The organism is Bradyrhizobium sp. KZN70725, assembly GCF_055264925.1.
This window is the reverse complement of record NZ_JBUYWT010000021.1, coordinates 23,013-38,493: the sequence shown is the minus strand read 5'-3', so window position 1 is coordinate 38,493 and position 15,481 is coordinate 23,013. Positions and strand designations below refer to the sequence as shown.

13 protein-coding genes are annotated in these 15,481 nt (G+C 62.1%); 4 read left to right on the top strand and 9 right to left on the bottom strand.

The window, feature by feature from the left end; all coding sequences use genetic code 11:
* The first annotated feature begins 39 nt into the window (after positions 1 to 39).
* Positions 40 to 879 (top strand): ABC transporter ATP-binding protein, encoded by an 840-nt coding sequence (locus ACZBJS_RS21010; RefSeq protein WP_028338343.1) that lies wholly within the window; start codon positions 40 to 42, stop codon positions 877 to 879.
* Positions 880 to 943: 64 nt separating this feature from the next.
* Here ACZBJS_RS21010 and ACZBJS_RS21005 read toward each other — a convergent pair whose 3' ends face one another.
* Positions 944 to 2,095 (bottom strand): AGE family epimerase/isomerase, encoded by a 1,152-nt coding sequence (locus ACZBJS_RS21005; RefSeq protein WP_463439090.1) that lies wholly within the window; start codon positions 2,093 to 2,095, stop codon positions 944 to 946.
* Positions 2,096 to 2,190: 95 nt separating this feature from the next.
* On the opposite strand from ACZBJS_RS21005, the gene ACZBJS_RS21000 reads away from it, so the two are divergent.
* Complete coding sequence (locus ACZBJS_RS21000; RefSeq protein WP_463439089.1) at positions 2,191 to 3,414, top strand: phenylacetate--CoA ligase family protein; 1,224 nt, start codon at positions 2,191 to 2,193, stop codon at positions 3,412 to 3,414.
* 105 nt (positions 3,415 to 3,519) lie between these two features.
* Positions 3,520 to 4,050 carry an HAD family hydrolase gene (locus ACZBJS_RS20995; protein WP_028338346.1) on the top strand — a complete coding sequence of 177 codons (531 nt, stop codon included), beginning with the start codon at positions 3,520 to 3,522 and terminating at the stop codon, positions 4,048 to 4,050.
* A gap of 37 nt (positions 4,051 to 4,087) precedes the next feature.
* On the opposite strand, the gene ACZBJS_RS20990 is transcribed toward ACZBJS_RS20995, so the two are convergent.
* The 5 genes from ACZBJS_RS20990 to ACZBJS_RS20970 form a co-directional block, all read right to left on the bottom strand.
* Positions 4,088 to 5,185, bottom strand: coding sequence for a DegT/DnrJ/EryC1/StrS family aminotransferase (locus tag ACZBJS_RS20990; protein WP_253607802.1), 1,098 nt, complete (start codon positions 5,183 to 5,185; stop codon positions 4,088 to 4,090).
* A gap of 18 nt (positions 5,186 to 5,203) precedes the next feature.
* Entirely contained in the window at positions 5,204 to 5,671 is a 468-nt protein-coding gene (locus ACZBJS_RS20985) for an acyltransferase (RefSeq protein WP_253589801.1), read from the bottom strand.
* Positions 5,668 to 6,729: a Gfo/Idh/MocA family protein gene (locus ACZBJS_RS20980; RefSeq protein WP_229158739.1), complete on the bottom strand. Its 1,062-nt coding sequence runs from the start codon at positions 6,727 to 6,729 to the stop codon at positions 5,668 to 5,670. Before ACZBJS_RS20980 ends, ACZBJS_RS20985 begins: the two co-directional genes overlap by 4 nt.
* A gap of 229 nt (positions 6,730 to 6,958) precedes the next feature.
* Entirely contained in the window at positions 6,959 to 7,975 is a 1,017-nt protein-coding gene (locus ACZBJS_RS20975; RefSeq protein WP_028338350.1) for an NAD-dependent epimerase, read from the bottom strand.
* A gap of 19 nt (positions 7,976 to 7,994) precedes the next feature.
* Positions 7,995 to 9,284: a nucleotide sugar dehydrogenase gene (locus ACZBJS_RS20970; protein ID WP_463439088.1), complete on the bottom strand. Its 1,290-nt coding sequence runs from the start codon at positions 9,282 to 9,284 to the stop codon at positions 7,995 to 7,997.
* Positions 9,285 to 9,724: 440 nt separating this feature from the next.
* On the opposite strand from ACZBJS_RS20970, the gene asnB reads away from it, so the two are divergent.
* A complete protein-coding gene (asnB, locus tag ACZBJS_RS20965) occupies positions 9,725 to 11,659 on the top strand; it encodes an asparagine synthase (glutamine-hydrolyzing) (RefSeq protein WP_253607800.1) in 1,935 nt (644 codons plus the stop codon).
* Position 11,660: 1 nt separating this feature from the next.
* Here asnB and ACZBJS_RS20960 read toward each other — a convergent pair whose 3' ends face one another.
* From ACZBJS_RS20960 to ACZBJS_RS20950, 3 genes are all read right to left on the bottom strand, one after another.
* Positions 11,661 to 12,836 (bottom strand): glycosyltransferase, encoded by a 1,176-nt coding sequence (locus ACZBJS_RS20960; RefSeq protein WP_253607799.1) that lies wholly within the window; start codon positions 12,834 to 12,836, stop codon positions 11,661 to 11,663.
* A 107-nt stretch (positions 12,837 to 12,943) separates the two neighbouring features.
* Positions 12,944 to 13,753 carry a class I SAM-dependent methyltransferase gene (locus ACZBJS_RS20955; RefSeq protein WP_016847978.1) on the bottom strand — a complete coding sequence of 270 codons (810 nt, stop codon included), beginning with the start codon at positions 13,751 to 13,753 and terminating at the stop codon, positions 12,944 to 12,946.
* A 22-nt stretch (positions 13,754 to 13,775) separates the two neighbouring features.
* The gene (locus tag ACZBJS_RS20950; RefSeq protein WP_456792503.1) at positions 13,776 to 15,449 is read right to left on the bottom strand and encodes a glycosyltransferase; all 1,674 of its coding nucleotides are present in this window, start codon (positions 15,447 to 15,449) and stop codon (positions 13,776 to 13,778) included.
* Positions 15,450 to 15,481: the final 32 nt, after the last annotated feature.

Here is a 15,481-nt window from a genome sequence, read left to right as displayed (position 1 = left end):
GGCTATGCCCGGCAATGACGTCGAAGGGTAACACAGACCATGAACGAAACCCTCGAAGCCACCCGCCCGATGCCGACGGCCGTCCCGCCGCCGCCGCTGCTCAGCGTCAACAACATCGAGGTCGTCTATGACGACGTCATCCTGGTGCTGCGCGGCCTCAGTCTCGAAGTGCCGAAGGGCGCGATCGTGGCGCTGCTCGGCGCCAACGGCGCCGGCAAGTCGACCACGCTGAAGGCGATCTCCGGCCTGCTCAAGACCGAGGACGGCGAGGTCACCCGCGGCGAGATCCTGTTCGAGGGCCAGCGCATCAACGGCATCGATCCGGACAAGATCGTCCGCCGCGGCATCTTCCAGGTGATGGAAGGCCGCCGCATCGTCGCCGATATGACGTCGCTGGAGAACCTGCGGCTCGGCGCCTTCACCCGGCGCGACGGCGAGGTCTCCGATGACATCGACATGGTGTTCAAGTATTTCCCGCGCCTGAAGGAGCGCACCGGCCTCGCCGGCTATCTCTCCGGCGGCGAGCAGCAGATGCTCGCGATCGGCCGCGCGCTGATGGCGCGCCCGAAGATGATCCTGATGGACGAGCCGTCGATGGGGCTATCGCCTCTGCTCGTCAAGGAAGTGTTCGCGATCATCAAGGAGATCAACCGCGACCTCGGCGTCACGATCCTCCTGGTCGAGCAGAATGCGCGCGCCGCGCTCTCGGTCGCGAGCCATGGCTACATCATGGAACAGGGCAAGGTCGTGCTCGACGGCTCCGCCGACGAGCTGCGCGACAATGAGGACGTCAAGGAATTCTACCTCGGCGGCGCCGGCGACCAGCGCAAGAGCTTCAAGAACCTGAAGAGCTTCAAGCGGCGCAAGCGCTGGCTGTGAGGATAGCGAGCGTTTTCGGGCGGAGTTGCGTGTGCAGAAAACGCGTCAGACCAGGAAGGCGGTTCTATCCGAGCACCTGCTCGGCTTCAGTGACCGCGCAAAGCACATGATAGAACGACGACGCCGGGATCGTGGCGACCAGCGAATTGCCGTCGCGGTCGAACTGATCGTACCAGCCGCCGGCCACGGCATGGCCGAGATAGTGCCGCTCGAGCAGCACCAGCGCCGCACGCGCCTCGTCCGCCGCGCCGGCTTCGCCCGACTCGGCTTGCGCGATCCACGCCTTCGCCAGCTCGCTCTGCGGCCAAAGCCGCCGTGTGTGGCGGCGGATATTGCCCTCTGCGTCGCCCTCGTCGACCAGGCAGCCGGTGGCCGCATCGCAATAGCGCAGCGCCGACGCCAGCAGCTCGCCGCGCGGGCGCCCGGTCGGGCAGCCGGTGATGCGCTCGAATCCCTTCAGCAGCCAGACCCATTCCGCGAGGTGTCCAGGCTCGACGCTGACCGGCGGGATCTTCGACCAGTCCTCCTCGAAATATTCGCCGAGGGTGCGCGTCTGCTTGTCGTAGAGGTTGGCGAGGAACAGCGCGAAGAAATCGCCGGCGCGGTTCTGGAACGACAAATCGTGGGTCGCGTCGAAGCAGGCGATCATCGCCTCGAACAGATGCATCTGCGGGTTCTGCCGGCGCGGCATCGAGGGCGGCAGGCCCTCGTGGAAGCCGCCATGGGGCGAGCGCAGCTGGGTATCGAGGAACGACAGCAGCGCGTCGATCTCGGCGCGGATCTGGGCGTCCTGGTCGAGGCCGTAGACGGTCGCGAGCGCGAGCAGCACGAAGGCGTGGCCGTAGGTGTCGCGCAGCGGATCGTGCACGCCGCCCTCCGCGGTCAGGCTGTAGACGAAGCCGGGCCGGCCGTCCGGCGCCTTGGCCTTGGCCAGCAGGTAGTCCAGCCCCTTCAGCGCGATCGCGCGTCCTTCCGGATACCAGCCGAGCTGGGCCGCCTTGGCGTAGCAATAGATCTGGCGGGCCTGCACCATGATCCGGCGCGGGGCGGCGCGGTCCGCTGTCCCGTCCTGGTGCAGCCGGTCGACAAAGCCGCCGGCGCTGCTGTCCCAGCCTGCGGTCGACCACAGTGGCAGGGCCTGGTCGACGATGCGGCGCTTCAGCCTCGCGACGACGTCGGCGGCCCCGTGCGCCGCAACGCTCTCTGCCTCAGCCATTGTGCTCCCTGGAACCGTCCCAATGTCAGCGGTCACCGTCTGATAGCACGGGCGGACCGGCACGCAACCCGCGCACATCCTCTCAAGGACCTGCCATGACCGACCATTACGACGCCCTTGAAACGCGCGATCCGGCCGAGCGCGAGGCCGCGTTGTTCGCCCGGCTGCCCGAGGTGCTGCGCAAGGCGATGGCGGCGCCGGCCTATGCCAACCTGTTGAGGGGCACCGACCCCGCCTCCATCACCAGCCGGGCGGCGCTGGCCGGGCTGCCGGTGCTGCGCAAGTCGGAACTGCCGGCCCTGCACAAGGCCGCCCCGCCGTTCGGCGGCTTCGTGGCCGACACGCCTGGCTCGTTCGCTCGGCTGTTCACCTCGCCCGGACCGATCTTCGAGCCCGAGGGCCGTCAGGCGGACCCCTGGCGCGGCGCCCGGGCGCTCTTTGCGGCGGGCTTTCGCGAGGGGGATGTGGTGCTGAACACCTTCAGCTATCACCTCACCCCCGGCGGCTTCATCTTCGACGCCGCGGCGCGGGCGCTCGGCTGCGCGGTGATCCCGGCAGGCCCCGGCAATACCGAGCAGCAATTCGAGCTGATCGAGGCCTATCGCCCGATCGGCTATAGCGGCACCCCGGACTTCCTGAAGATCCTGCTCGACGCCGCCGCTACCGCCGGCCGCGATGTGTCCTCGATCAAGCGCGCGCTGGTCTCAGGCGCGGCATTTCCGAAATCATTGCAGGAGGAGATGAAGTCGCGCGGCGTCGAGGCTTACCAAGCCTTCGGTACTGCCGATCTCGGCTTGATCGCGTTCGAGACGGCGGCGCGCGAGGGAATGACGGTCAACGAGGACCTGATCCTGGAGATCGTCAAGCCCGGCACCGGCGATCCGGTTGCGCCGGGGGACGTCGGCGAGATCGTGGTGACCTCGCTCGATCCGCACCATCCCTGGATTCGCCTCGCGCTCGGCGATCTGACCGCCGCCCTGACCGGCCCAAGCCGCTGCGGACGCACCAACATGCGAATCAAGGGCTGGATGGGCCGCGCCGACCAGACCACCAAGGTGAAGGGGATGTTCGTGCGACCCGACCAGATCGCGGAGATCGGCAAGCGCCATCCCGAGCTCGGACGGCTGCGCCTTGTCGTCACGCGCGCCGGCGAGGCCGACGCCATGACGCTGAGGGCCGAATGCGCCTCGGCGGCGGATGCCCTGCAGAGCGACGTCGCGGCAACGCTGCGTGCCGTGACAAAGCTCGGCGGCACCGTCGAGCTGGTCGGCACCGGCTCGCTGCCAAACGACGGCAAGGTGATTGCAGACGAGCGCTAGGCCTTGAGATCACCCAGGCGTTTGATCAGTCCGCATTTGTCGCGCGCGGCGTTGTGAACTATTGAGCTAGCTCGTGCCCCGTGGAGATGGACGGATCATCACCTCATGAGCAGCGCTTCCGGAGATCAGCCGCGAAAGCCGGCCGTCTTCTTCGATCGGGACGGCGTCCTGAACCAGGACATCGGTTACCTGTTTGAAAGCCACAGGCTGGTCTGGATCGACGGCGCGCGCGAGGCGGTCAAGGCCGTCAACGACATGGGGTATTTTGCGTTCGTCGTAACCAACCAGTCAGGCGTCGCAAGGGGTCTCTACGAGGAGACACATGTCCAGGAGCTTCACGACTGGATGGCCGATGAGCTTCGCAGGATCGGCGCGCATATCGACGCCTTTGAATACTGCCCGTTCCATCCTGAAGGGACGGTTGAACGATATCGGCAGGTCAGCCACCGGCGCAAACCGTCGCCGGGCATGATCAATGATCTGCTGGAACGCTTTCCGGTCGACGTCGAACGCAGCTTCCTGGTCGGCGATCAGCCGACGGATCTCGAGGCGGCACGAGCGGCCGGGCTGAAGAGCTACCTGTTCTCAGGCTCCAATCTGGAAAAGTTCCTGAGGCCTCTGCTGCTCGGGAGCTGAAGACCACAGCGTCAAGCGCGAGGCCGCGCGATCGCGGTCAGAACTTCCGGATCAGCTCAATCACCTCGTCCTGCTGCCGGCGCGTGATCTCGGCGAACATCGGCAGCGAGAGAATCCGGCCCTGATCGCGATGCGCGTTAGGGAACTGCTCCGGCCGATGATCGAACCGCGCATAGGCCGGCAGGAACGGCAGCGCAGTGGGATAGTTGATGGCGGTCTGCACGCCATTGGCGTTGAGATGAGCGGCGAGCGCGTCGCGGCGCGGATGCCTGATCGTGTAGAGGTGATAGACGTGGCTGCGCGCCGGCGCGACTTCGGGCACCACGACATCCTCGATCTGATTGAGGCCGGCATCATAGATCTCGGCGGCGGCCTGCCGGGCCTCGGTCCAGGCGGCAAGATGCGGCAGCTTGGCCGAGAGGATCGCGGCCTGCATGCCGTCGAGCCGGCTGTTGATGCCTTCGATGTGGTGCTGGTGCTTCACCAGTCCACCATGGCGCGCCAGCATGGCCATCTGCTCGGCGAGCGCCGCGTCGTTGGTGACGACCGCGCCGGCATCGCCCATCGCGCCGAGATTCTTGCCGGGATAGAAGGAATAGGTCGCGGCCTCGCCGAAGGTGCCGACCATGCGACCCTTGTAGCGCGCGAGATGGGCCTGGGCGCAATCCTCGATCACCCACAGCTTGTGCTTCTGCGCGATCGCCATGATCGCGTCCATATCCGCGGGCTGGCCATAGAGATGCACCGGGATGATGCCGACCGTGCGCGGCGTGATCGCGGCCTCGATGGCCGCCGGATCGATCGTGAACGTCGCCTCGTCGGTGTCGCAGAACACGACGGTGGCACCGGAGTGGGTGATCATCGCAGCGGTCGAGATCCAGGAATGCGCCGTCGTGATCACCTCGTCGCCCGGCTTCACCTTCAGCGCGCGCATGGCGAGGTAAAGCGCGTCGGTGCCGTTGGCGCAGGACACGCAATGAGCGACCTCGGCCGCCGCCGCAAATTCGCGCTCGAAGGCGTCGACATAGCTGCCGCGAATGAAGGCGTTGTCACGGATCACGCCGGCGATCGCAGCGTCGATCTCGCCCTTGATGGACTGGTATTGCAGTTGCAGGTCGGCATACGGCACCGCCATCGATATTCCCCTATTGCCCTATTGGCTTGTCAGCAGCCGGCGCGCCGGATTGCCGGCATAGGTGCCAGGCGTCGTGATGTGCTTGGTCACCACCGATCCGGCGCCGATGACGACGTCGTCGACGATCCTGACCGGCATGATCGTCGCATTGGAGCCGATCGACACCCGGTTGCCGATCACCGTCTCGCGCCACAGCTCCTTGCGTCCACGCGCCGGGCCGCCGGTGGAGAACGTGTCGTTGACGAACATCACACCGTGCCCGATGAAACAATCCTCGCCGATGGTGACGAGCTCGCAGACGAAGGCATGCGACTGCACGCGGGTGCGCGCCCCGACGATCACGCCCTTCTGGATTTCGGTGAAGGGGCCAACGAAGCAGTCGTCGCCGAGCTTGCAGCCATACAGGTTGCAGGGCTCGACGATCTTGACGCGTTCGCCGAACGCGACATCGCGCACGCTGGCCTGATGCACGTCCGGCCGGTTCACGAAGCGACGCCCAGCCGGCTTAGCCGTGGCGTGAAGCGCAGCGCGACTTCCTCGCCGGTCTCGATCGACTCGTAGAGGGCCGAGATCAGCTCCAGGCTCTTGCGGCCCTCGAGCCCGTCGACCAGCGCGGCGCGCTGGTTCTCGAGGCAATCGACCACATGGTGATAATAGGCCTGATGGCCGAAGCCGTAGACGTTGGGCGGGTTGACCGAGAACTTCTCCACGACGTCCTTGTCAGACGGCAGCTCGTCGACAAAGCGCCAGTGCCGGATCTGGTTGACCGCAAAGCCCGAAATCTCGACCGTGCCCTTTTCGCCCAGGATCGAGAGCGAGCCCTCGAGATCGGTCGGGCGCGCCGCGGTGGTCGCCTCGATGATCCCGAGCGCGCCATTGCGGAACTTCAGCGTTGCAACCGCCGTATCTTCGGTTTCGATGTTGGCCAGCGCCGTTGCCGCGCGCGCATGCACGCTCACGACGTCGCCGAAGAACCACTCTAGCATGTCGACATGGTGGCTCGCCTGATTGGTCAGCACGCCGCCGTCATAGGCCCAGGTGCCGCGCCAATCGTCCTGGTCGTAATAGGCCTGGTCGCGGCACCAGCGCACCCTGACCGTCCCCAGGATGAGCTTGCCGAAGCGGCCGGCGTCGAGCGCCTCGCGCGCCTTGACTACCGGCACGTTGAAGCGGTTCTGCTTGACGATGAACATCTTGACGCCGGCCTGGTCGCAGGCCCGGATCATGTCGTCGGCGTCCTGCAGACGCAGCGCCATCGGCTTCTCGACCACGACGTGCTTGCCGGCCCTCGCGCAGGCGATCACATGCGCGGGGTGCTGACCGCTCGGCGTCAGCACGGCGATGGCATCGATGTCCTTCCGCGCCAGGAATTCGTCCATGTCGTAATGGGCCGCAACGCCGAACTTCCCGGCAACCGCATCGGCGCGCGCGCGGATCGGATCGCAGACCGCGACCAGGCTCGCTCCTTCGATGTGATTGCCACCCAGAAGATCCGAGTGACGCTTGGCGATACGCCCGCACCCGAGCAGGCCAAATCTGATCATGCAACAGGCCCTGTCTTGTCTCGTGGCTGGCCAGTGCAACCAGCCGAAGAGCCGAGGGAACAAGCGGCCTTGCGAGCCGCACGGTAGCGTTCCATTACCCAGAAAACCCGGGATAAAGCAAGGCCATGCGCCGATCAGGTGGCGGACGGCACGCCGATTCCGCCATGTTCGTCGCCGGGCAGTGGGGAGCAAACCCGATCCGCGCCGACGCCCGAATGTCGGCTCCCTGTCAAACCTTGTGGTACTCGCGGTACCACTTGATAAATCGCGCGATCCCATCCTCGATGCTGGTCGCAGGCCGAAATCCGATGTCCCGCGCCAGATCTTCAATGTCTGCATAGGTCGCCGGCACATCGCCGGGCTGCATCGGAAGCAGTTCCCTGATTGCTTTCCGGCCGAGCTCCTTCTCCAGCAGAGAGACGACGTGCAAGAGCTCCTCGGGGTTATTGTTGCCGATATTGTAGATCTTCCAGGGCGCCCTGCTGCTCGAAGGATCGGGCGCGGCTGTGGGGGGGATTGATTGCCCCTGAGGTGGCCGCGCCATGAGGCGGATGATCGCTTCGGCGATATCGTCAACAAAAGTGAAGTCACGGCGCATATCACCGTTGTTGAACAATTTGATCGGCGTTTCACTCAAAATCGCTTTCGCGAAAATGAACATGGCCATGTCCGGGCGGCCCCACGGACCATAGACCGTGAAGAACCGCAGGCCGGTAGCAGGGATGCCATACAGATGGCTGTACGAGTGCGCCATCAACTCATTGGCCTTCTTTGACGCGGCGTACAGGCTGATCGGATGGTCGACATTGTCATGCACCGAGAAGGGCAGTTTTGTATTGCTGCCGTAGACCGATGACGATGATGCAAACAGCAAGTGTCCGCACCCGTTGTGGCGACATCCTTCAAGAATATTGATGAAGCCTTCCAGGTTTGCATCCACATAGGCATGTGGATGCTCCAGCGAGTAGCGCACGCCGGCTTGGGCGGCGAGATGGACAACGACAGGAAAACGATACGCGGCAAAGAGCGACTTGATACCCGCGCGATCAGTCAAATCGAGCTTCACAAAAGTGAAGTTCGGGTCGCGCTTCAGGATCTCGAGACGTGCTTCCTTCAGTTGAGGATCGTAATAGTCGTTGACGATGTCCAGGCCGACGACCTTGCGGCCCGCCGCCAAGAGGCGCTGGGCAACGTGAAAGCCAATGAACCCGGCAGCTCCAGTGACCAGTGGTGTATCGTGCGACATCGCTTTCTCAGCCATTGTTCTATAGCCGCCAGAGCTCGATGCCGGCGGGAGCTACGCTACGGTCGAGCTTCGCTTTGACATCCAGAATGAGGCCCGTGCCGCCATCCAATAGGCGCTGAAAGAGCGGCCAGCCACCGGCGAGATAGCTATCATGCGCGACGGCCAGGATAACCGCATCCGCCGGGCGCAGGTCATCGAGATCAGTCAGCGTCAGCCCATATTCATGGCTTGCATCCTCCGCATTCGCGAGAGGATCGTGCACCTGAACGTGAATACCAAATGTCTCAAGCTCACGAATGATGTCGACCACACGGGAGTTGCGCGTATCCGGGACATTTTCCTTGAAGGTCAGGCCAAGTACCGTGACGGTGCTTTTGCCCCCCTTGCCCTTCCCGCGAAGCAGCATTCGAACACATTCACGCGCAATGCGCTGACCCATGCCGTCATTGATCCGGCGACCGGCCAGAATCACCTCCGGATGGTAGCCCGCTCGCTCGGCACGAAAAGTCAGATAGTAGGGGTCGACGCCGATGCAGTGGCCGCCAACGAGGCCGGGCTGAAACGGCAGAAAATTCCATTTTGTGCCCGCGGCCGCCAAAACGTCGCCAGTGTCGATATTCAGCACCTGAAAGATCAGCGATAGCTCGTTCATAAACGCGATGTTCAGATCGCGCTGCGTGTTCTCGATGACCTTGGCAGCCTCGGCCACCTTGATGGAAGGTGCGCGATGGATGCCGGCCGTTACGACGGACCCATAGACATTAGCAACGATGTCGAGCGTTTTCGGATCCTGAGCAGAGACGACCTTCATGATGGTCTCGAAACGGTGCAGTTTGTCACCGGGATTGATCCGCTCGGGAGAGTACCCGACCGTGAAGTCCACGCCCGGCTTCAAATGGGAGACCTCGGCCAGGATGGGGATACATTCCTCCTCGATCGCGCCCGGATAAACCGTCGATTCGTAGACGACGATGTCACCCTTCTTGAGCGCACCGCCGACCGTGCGCGATGCGGCAATCATTGCCCCCAAATCCGGCCGGTGCGCATCGTCGATTGGCGTCGGCACAGTGACGATGAAGAAATCCGAGTCCCGGATCGCCACCGAATCCACGGAGAACGTCAGCGACGCATGGCGAAGATCTTCGGCGTCGACTTCACGCGTACGGTCATATCCCTTGCTGAGCTCGGCAACACGGCTGCGGTCCACGTCAAAACCAACGACGGGTATTCTTTTGCGGGCGAAGGCAACCGCAACGGGAAGGCCGACATAGCCCAACCCAATAACTGCAATCTTTCGGAAATGTGACATAAAGGAAGTTCCGGCTCAGGCGTACCATCGAGGCCGGTTGTTTAGCCGCCATACAGCCGACGTCGCAAGAGCGAAAGTCCTTAAGATACCAAGGATTCTGCCGCAAAAAATGAGCGCTATTGCCAGGGCGACCTAAAGAGAATACCAAGTTATTAACCTCTTCGGCCCCTCTTGCATCCTTTGAGACACCTGCGACACGGCCAAAATGCGTCGGCTCTGAGCTTCGTCGACCCAATACCGGCGTCGCCAACTTTGCCTTATCCGGTTCCCTCGGGATAACCTTCGCGCCTATTGGTTCCCGCCTGAGCCAGGTCATCAACCGTGGATGCCGTCTTATTGTCGTGGTTTAGATGCGATATGAGCTAATTCTGCTGGACGGGCAATCTCCCTGGCTCGGCCCCTGCCCGCTGACCGATTTGCAAGCCTTCCAGTAGGGCACGATGTGCGGAATCGCCGGATTTCTCGCGGACCCTAGCAGTCGGACATCGGTCGAACAGCTTAAATCCATCGCCGACGCCATGGACGTCAGCCTGGAACATCGCGGTCCCGACGACCACGGCATATGGGTCGATGCCGAAGCTGGTGTTGCCCTCGTTCACCGCCGCCTGTCGATCGTGGATCTTTCGCCCGCCGGACACCAGCCCATGCACTCGGCCGATGGCCGCTTCGTGATGGTCTACAATGGCGAGGTCTACAGCCACCTTCCAATCCGAGCCGAGATCGAAGCGACCGGCCACCGTTTTCGCGGACACTCGGACACCGAGGTCCTGCTCGAATCGTTCGCGCGATACGGAATCCGCGCCACGGCTGACCGACTGATCGGCATGTTTGCGATCGCGATCTGGGACAGGCAAGAGCGAACCCTGAAGCTCATTCGCGATCGACTCGGCATCAAACCGATCTATTGGGCCAAGGTCGGCGGGCTGTTCATGTTCGGCTCGGAGCTCAAGGCGCTGCGCCGGCATCCGGGATGGACGCCGCGGATCGAACCGGCGGCGGTCGCCTCGTTCATGCGACACAACTATATTCCGGCTCCGCACACCATCTATCGGGATGTCTACAAACTCGAGCCGGGGACTATTCTGACCCTGGAATTCGGCCGCGAACAACAAATTGATAAGTTCTGGGATGCCCGGCAGGTGGCTCTCGACGGCCTGAGCAACCCGCTCTCCGGAGACGAGGCGTCGCTGGTCGAACAACTCGAGACGCTTCTTGTCGATGCCATCCGCAAGCGAACGATGGCGGACGTGCCGCTCGGCGCATTCCTTTCCGGCGGAATCGATTCATCGACCGTCGTCGCGTTGATGAAGGCCGCAAACGTCGGACCGGTAAAGACGTTCTCGATCGGCTTTGAGCAAAAGGCCTTTAACGAGGCACCTCACGCCGCTGCGATCGCCAAGCATCTCGGAACCGAGCACACCGAACTCATCGCAACCTCGCAGCAAGCGCTCGAGGTCGTACCGAAGCTTTCCGAAATCTTCGACGAGCCGTTCGCTGACTCGTCACAGATTCCGACCTACCTGGTTTCGGCGATGACACGCAAGCACGTCACCGTCGCACTTTCGGGCGATGGCGGCGACGAACTCTTCTCGGGCTACAATCGATATCAGCTGACCCGGCGTTCCTGGAGGATGCTTTCGCTGGTGCCGACCCCCGCGCGAAAGGCACTCGCAGCGGGCCTGACTTCGGTAAGCTCGGAGCGATGGAACGCGATTTTCGACTACCTTCCGGAGCACAGCTATCCACGACTGCCGGGCGACAAGATCCATAAATTCGCGAACGTGCTCGGGTTGAACGATGCCGATGAGCTGTACAGAAAGCTGATCAGCCATTGGGACCCGGATAGCATTGCGCCCGGCGTGGCGGAAGCCCGTGGGGTCTTGTGGGACAATTCCGTACGGACCGACTTTCCGAACTTGCTCGATCGAATGCAATTCCTCGACTCGGTGACCTATCTTCCCGACGATATCCTGACGAAGGTCGATCGTGCGAGCATGGCGGTCGCTCTTGAAGCGAGAGTGCCGCTGCTCGATCACCGCGTTGTCGAAATGGCCTGGCGGCTCCCGCACTCCGTCAAGATCCGGCGCGGCGTCAGCAAATGGCTGTTACGTCAGGTTCTGTACCGTCACGTCCCGAGAAATCTCGTCGAGCGTCCAAAGATGGGCTTTTCTGTTCCACTCGACGAATGGCTGCGCGGGCCGTTGCGGCAGTGGGCGGAAAATCTGCTTTCCGAGAAGCGGTTGCGGGAGACGGATTTCTTCGACGTCGCGCTCATTCGCCGGCACTGGACCGAGCATCTGTCGCGCAAGCGCAACTGGCAATACGCGCTCTGGGACGTCTTGATGTTCGAAGCCTGGCGTGAACGGTGGGGATAGATTACTTCGAAAGCCGGATGCTCGGGATATCATTCGGAATCTTGCCCTCCAGCAAGCCGCGATAAAGATCCTCATAGCGCGACACACAAGCATCCAGACTGAAGGTCTTTTCAGCCCGGTCTGCCGCCTTCATGCCCATTCTGGCGCGCAATGCCCCGTCCGCAGAGAGAAGAAGTATTGCCTTGCTCATCGCTTTGGGATCACGCGGCGGCACGATGAACCCGGTTTCTCCGTTGATATTCGCCTCGGGATTTCCTCCCACGTCGGTTGCGATCACCGGAAGTCCGGCCGCCATGCTCTCGAGCACCGCGTTCGAGAACCCCTCCTCGTGCGAGGACAGAACACCGATGTCCGCGCCACACAGGAGATCAGGCACGTCGCTTCTTGAATCGAGAAAGAGCACGTTGTCGGCTATTTTGAGATTCGTCGCTTGCTCACGCAGCGCCCCGCCGATTCCGTCGTCGCGCCCCACCACTAAGAGCCTCCAGCCGGCGGGCAAATGAGGGCAAGCCATCGAAAAGGCCACGAGCAAATCCTGATGTCCTTTGTAAGGGATGAGGTTTGCCACCATAATGAAAACAAGCGCGTCTTGATCGATTTCGAGGGAGGCACGCACGCCCTGCCGCACCATCGAAGACTTTTGATACTTTGCGAAATCGATGCCGTTGTAGATCAGGCCGAGCCGATCTGCCTGGACGTTTTCGTCATCATGCAGTTGGCGCACCACGCTGTTTGAATTGCCGAGAATGGCCGTCATATGGGGATGCAGCCAGCCTTCGATCGCAGGACTAAAGCGAATGTTGCGCTGATAGTAATTGAGGCTTCGTCGGCTCATGATCCGAACAGGAACGCGAGCCAGAATCGACGCCGGAGCCCCCAGGATGTATGCCCCAGGCAAAAAGAAATGAGCGATTGCCGGACGAAATCGGCGCATGACCCGGCAAAGCCAGAGTACCGTCTCAGCGAGACGCACGAAGCTTCGTATCCGAGACGCGCCGCCGGAACGCCGCGCGACCGGACGGGCTATCACCTCGAAGCCGGCCGCCTCCAGACCATCTGCGAGCTTGCCTCTTTCGGTCATGCAACAAACGACCGGCTTCCATCGGCCGCGATCAAGTCTCGGGATGATCTGTGCCAGATGCCGCTCGGCTCCCCCGACATCGAGGGAGCCGATCACGTATATGATCGGGAGTGGGCTCATTGTCTGAAAATCAATGACATCCTCGCCGCGACCGCGAACGCCTTGTCGCGATTCCATGCGGCAGAGCACATAGCATCGTTCCTCTACGCATTCCGAACAAACAGGAATTCGGAATTTGCTTCGCCGGTTGCGATCTTCTCGAGCTTGAAGCCCATCTTCTCGACAAAATCGATGGCGTCCTTGTCGTAGACGAACTCCATGGGCCAGCCGCCGAGCCAATCGCGGATGTCGGTAAACTTGTTCATGCCGCGCATTTTCTTGTATTCCCGCACCCGCCGCAGGAACGCGGGCAAATTGCGCGGATCTCGGTACATCTCGAAACGCCAGACGTACCAACCGTCCATGAGCCTGCGCCGCAGCCAACCGGAAGCAACGTATCGGCGCTTCACATCAAGCCAGAACTCCGGAGTCGGGTCTTTCTGTACGTCGGCCGAGTAGAGTGCGATGTAGAACAGTCCTCCCGGCTTCACTCGGCTGGCTGCATTTTGAATCGCATGCCAGACCTCGCCCGTGTGATGCAGCACACCCCACGAATAGACCAGATCGTAGAGCGGCAATTTGGCGACGTAGGCATCGTCGAGAACCGACCCCTGCTCCGCGGTCCAATTGGCAGGGTTGCCCGCTTGCGACTGGACAAATTTGCTGGCCCGGACCGAATCCGGATCATAGTCGAAGCCGTCCACCCGGGCGGCGCCTGCATCGAGCATGGCAATCGAATGCAGCCCGCTGCCACAGCCAATATCGATAACCGTCAGGCCATTGAGATCGGAACGCCCCATGAACTGAAGGATATGACGCTTCGAAGTCTGAACCTTCTCCGCGTCGAAATTCTTCTGAATGAAGTCATGCCAATTCTTTCCGAACTCGAAGCGCTTCTCTTCTACCTGGTCCATCAAATTGTCCTCTGGAATCCGTTTAACCATACACCGCGAGCGTTTCATCGATCGCACGCTGAACCCCGAAGCGCTTGAACGCGAACTCAGGACCATCTTTCGCCGCGGCTTCTCGCCAGTGGCCGTCTCGCAAAAGGCGCACGATTTGGCAAGCACTCGATGCCGCGTCCCAGCCTTGGAGAACCCACCCTGACTTGCCGTGATTGACAGCCTCTGGCGCGCCGCCGGCGGGCGTCGTCACGGCGGGCACCCCCAGGAACTGCGCTTCGACCAAAACGTTCGGAAGCCCCTCCGCACGGGAGGTCAGAAGCATCAGGTCCATGCTGGCAATAGCGGCCATCGACTCCTTCAGATGGCCCGCGAAAAACACGGCTCCTGCCAAATCGTCAGCAGCCGCGCGAGCCTCCATGACCGCGCGCAAAGGTCCATCTCCAACGATCAGAAAACGCACATCAGGCAGTTCCCGGCGGATGAGCGCTGCGATCTCCAGCCACAGCATGGGGCACTTTTCCTCGGTGAAGCGCATCACGGTCCCCACAACCTGCGCGCCGGGTTCAATTCCGACGCGCTGTCGGAGCTTGGCGCAATCCGCCTTGTACCCCGCCAGCTCGGACTCATCAAAGGCATAACCATTGCGGACAACGCCAATCGAGTCCTTGGCTAATCCAAGCCAAGCCTCGTAAGCCCTCGCGCCAGCCGCACTGTTGTTGATCATCTTGACACCCGGCTGACGCGCGAGCCAGCGGTAGCTTTCACGCATGTATGGCTGATGAAAAACGAAATTGATCGGCGGCAAACTACGTTGCGAGATGATGATCTTTGGCACGCCGGTCAGCACCGCCGCGATACCCCCTTTGATGTTGACTTCGTCGAGCCACAGATGGGCAATCTCGGGGTTCTGCGCCGCCAATGTCTTGGCATAGAGGGCCACGTCGTCCCGCAGCTCCGGCGGCAAGGCATCGACGACGGCCCGCCGCGCCGGTTCGAGGTTACTGTCCACCTCAGTGCCGATGACGCTGGCTGCAATATCCCTGGACTCAAGCTCCGGCAGAAAAAACCTGCTGACTGGGGAGGATAGATTGACGCATGCCACGCGGATGCTTGGCTTCCGGCCTTCGCGAAGCCCCCGCGCCGTGACCACCAATTGGCGCTCTGCACCGCCTGGGCCAAGCGTGCCGATCATCATCGTCACACCGTGCTGCTGCGCAATCGATCTCCTCGCGGCCGAGACACCTTGCCTCTCCAGCTGGATACCGAACTGCCTGAGCGCGCGACGATGTCGTCGATCAGGCATCGCCAGGACGAGCTTGAGAATTCCACGCTCGACCCGCTCCACCATGCTGAGTTCTGCCGGATCGCGCGCCAACAAGGGACGACAGCGAGCCATCTTCGACCAGGCTAACAAATACGCATCTTTGAACGTGACGGTTGGAGATCGACGCGGCCGGTACTGCCGAATACGAGCCATCTTCGACCAGGCGAACAAATACGCATCTTTGAACGTGACGGTTGGAGGTCGACGCGGCCGGTACTGCCGAATAAATGCAATCGTGCGGTGCGGCAGATTGCGACGGACCGCCACGGCGAATGCCCTCGCCACGAATTTTGGACCTATTGCAAACATGGAAGAAACGGTCCGCGCCGGCGGCCGCCATGCAGCATTGCCCTTCGATGTCGCTTGTTCCTCCTTGCCCACGTTCTTCGCCCCCTAGACAAATGGCCTGGCCG

Excerpts from the sequence above, each read along its gene's own strand:
- ACZBJS_RS21010 (WP_028338343.1), top strand. The coding sequence starts at position 40 with ATGAACGAAACCCTCGAAGCCACCCGCCCGATGCCGACGGCCGTCCCG.
- ACZBJS_RS21005 (WP_463439090.1), bottom strand. The coding sequence starts at position 2,095 with ATGGCTGAGGCAGAGAGCGTTGCGGCGCACGGGGCCGCCGACGTCGTC.
- ACZBJS_RS21000 (WP_463439089.1), top strand. The coding sequence starts at position 2,191 with ATGACCGACCATTACGACGCCCTTGAAACGCGCGATCCGGCCGAGCGC.
- ACZBJS_RS20995 (WP_028338346.1), top strand. The coding sequence starts at position 3,520 with ATGAGCAGCGCTTCCGGAGATCAGCCGCGAAAGCCGGCCGTCTTCTTC.
- ACZBJS_RS20990 (WP_253607802.1), bottom strand. The coding sequence starts at position 5,185 with ATGGCGGTGCCGTATGCCGACCTGCAACTGCAATACCAGTCCATCAAG.
- ACZBJS_RS20980 (WP_229158739.1), bottom strand. The coding sequence starts at position 6,729 with ATGATCAGATTTGGCCTGCTCGGGTGCGGGCGTATCGCCAAGCGTCAC.
- ACZBJS_RS20975 (WP_028338350.1), bottom strand. The coding sequence starts at position 7,975 with ATGTCGCACGATACACCACTGGTCACTGGAGCTGCCGGGTTCATTGGC.
- ACZBJS_RS20970 (WP_463439088.1), bottom strand. The coding sequence starts at position 9,284 with ATGTCACATTTCCGAAAGATTGCAGTTATTGGGTTGGGCTATGTCGGC.
- asnB (WP_253607800.1), top strand. The coding sequence starts at position 9,725 with ATGTGCGGAATCGCCGGATTTCTCGCGGACCCTAGCAGTCGGACATCG.
- ACZBJS_RS20955 (WP_016847978.1), bottom strand. The coding sequence starts at position 13,753 with ATGGACCAGGTAGAAGAGAAGCGCTTCGAGTTCGGAAAGAATTGGCAT.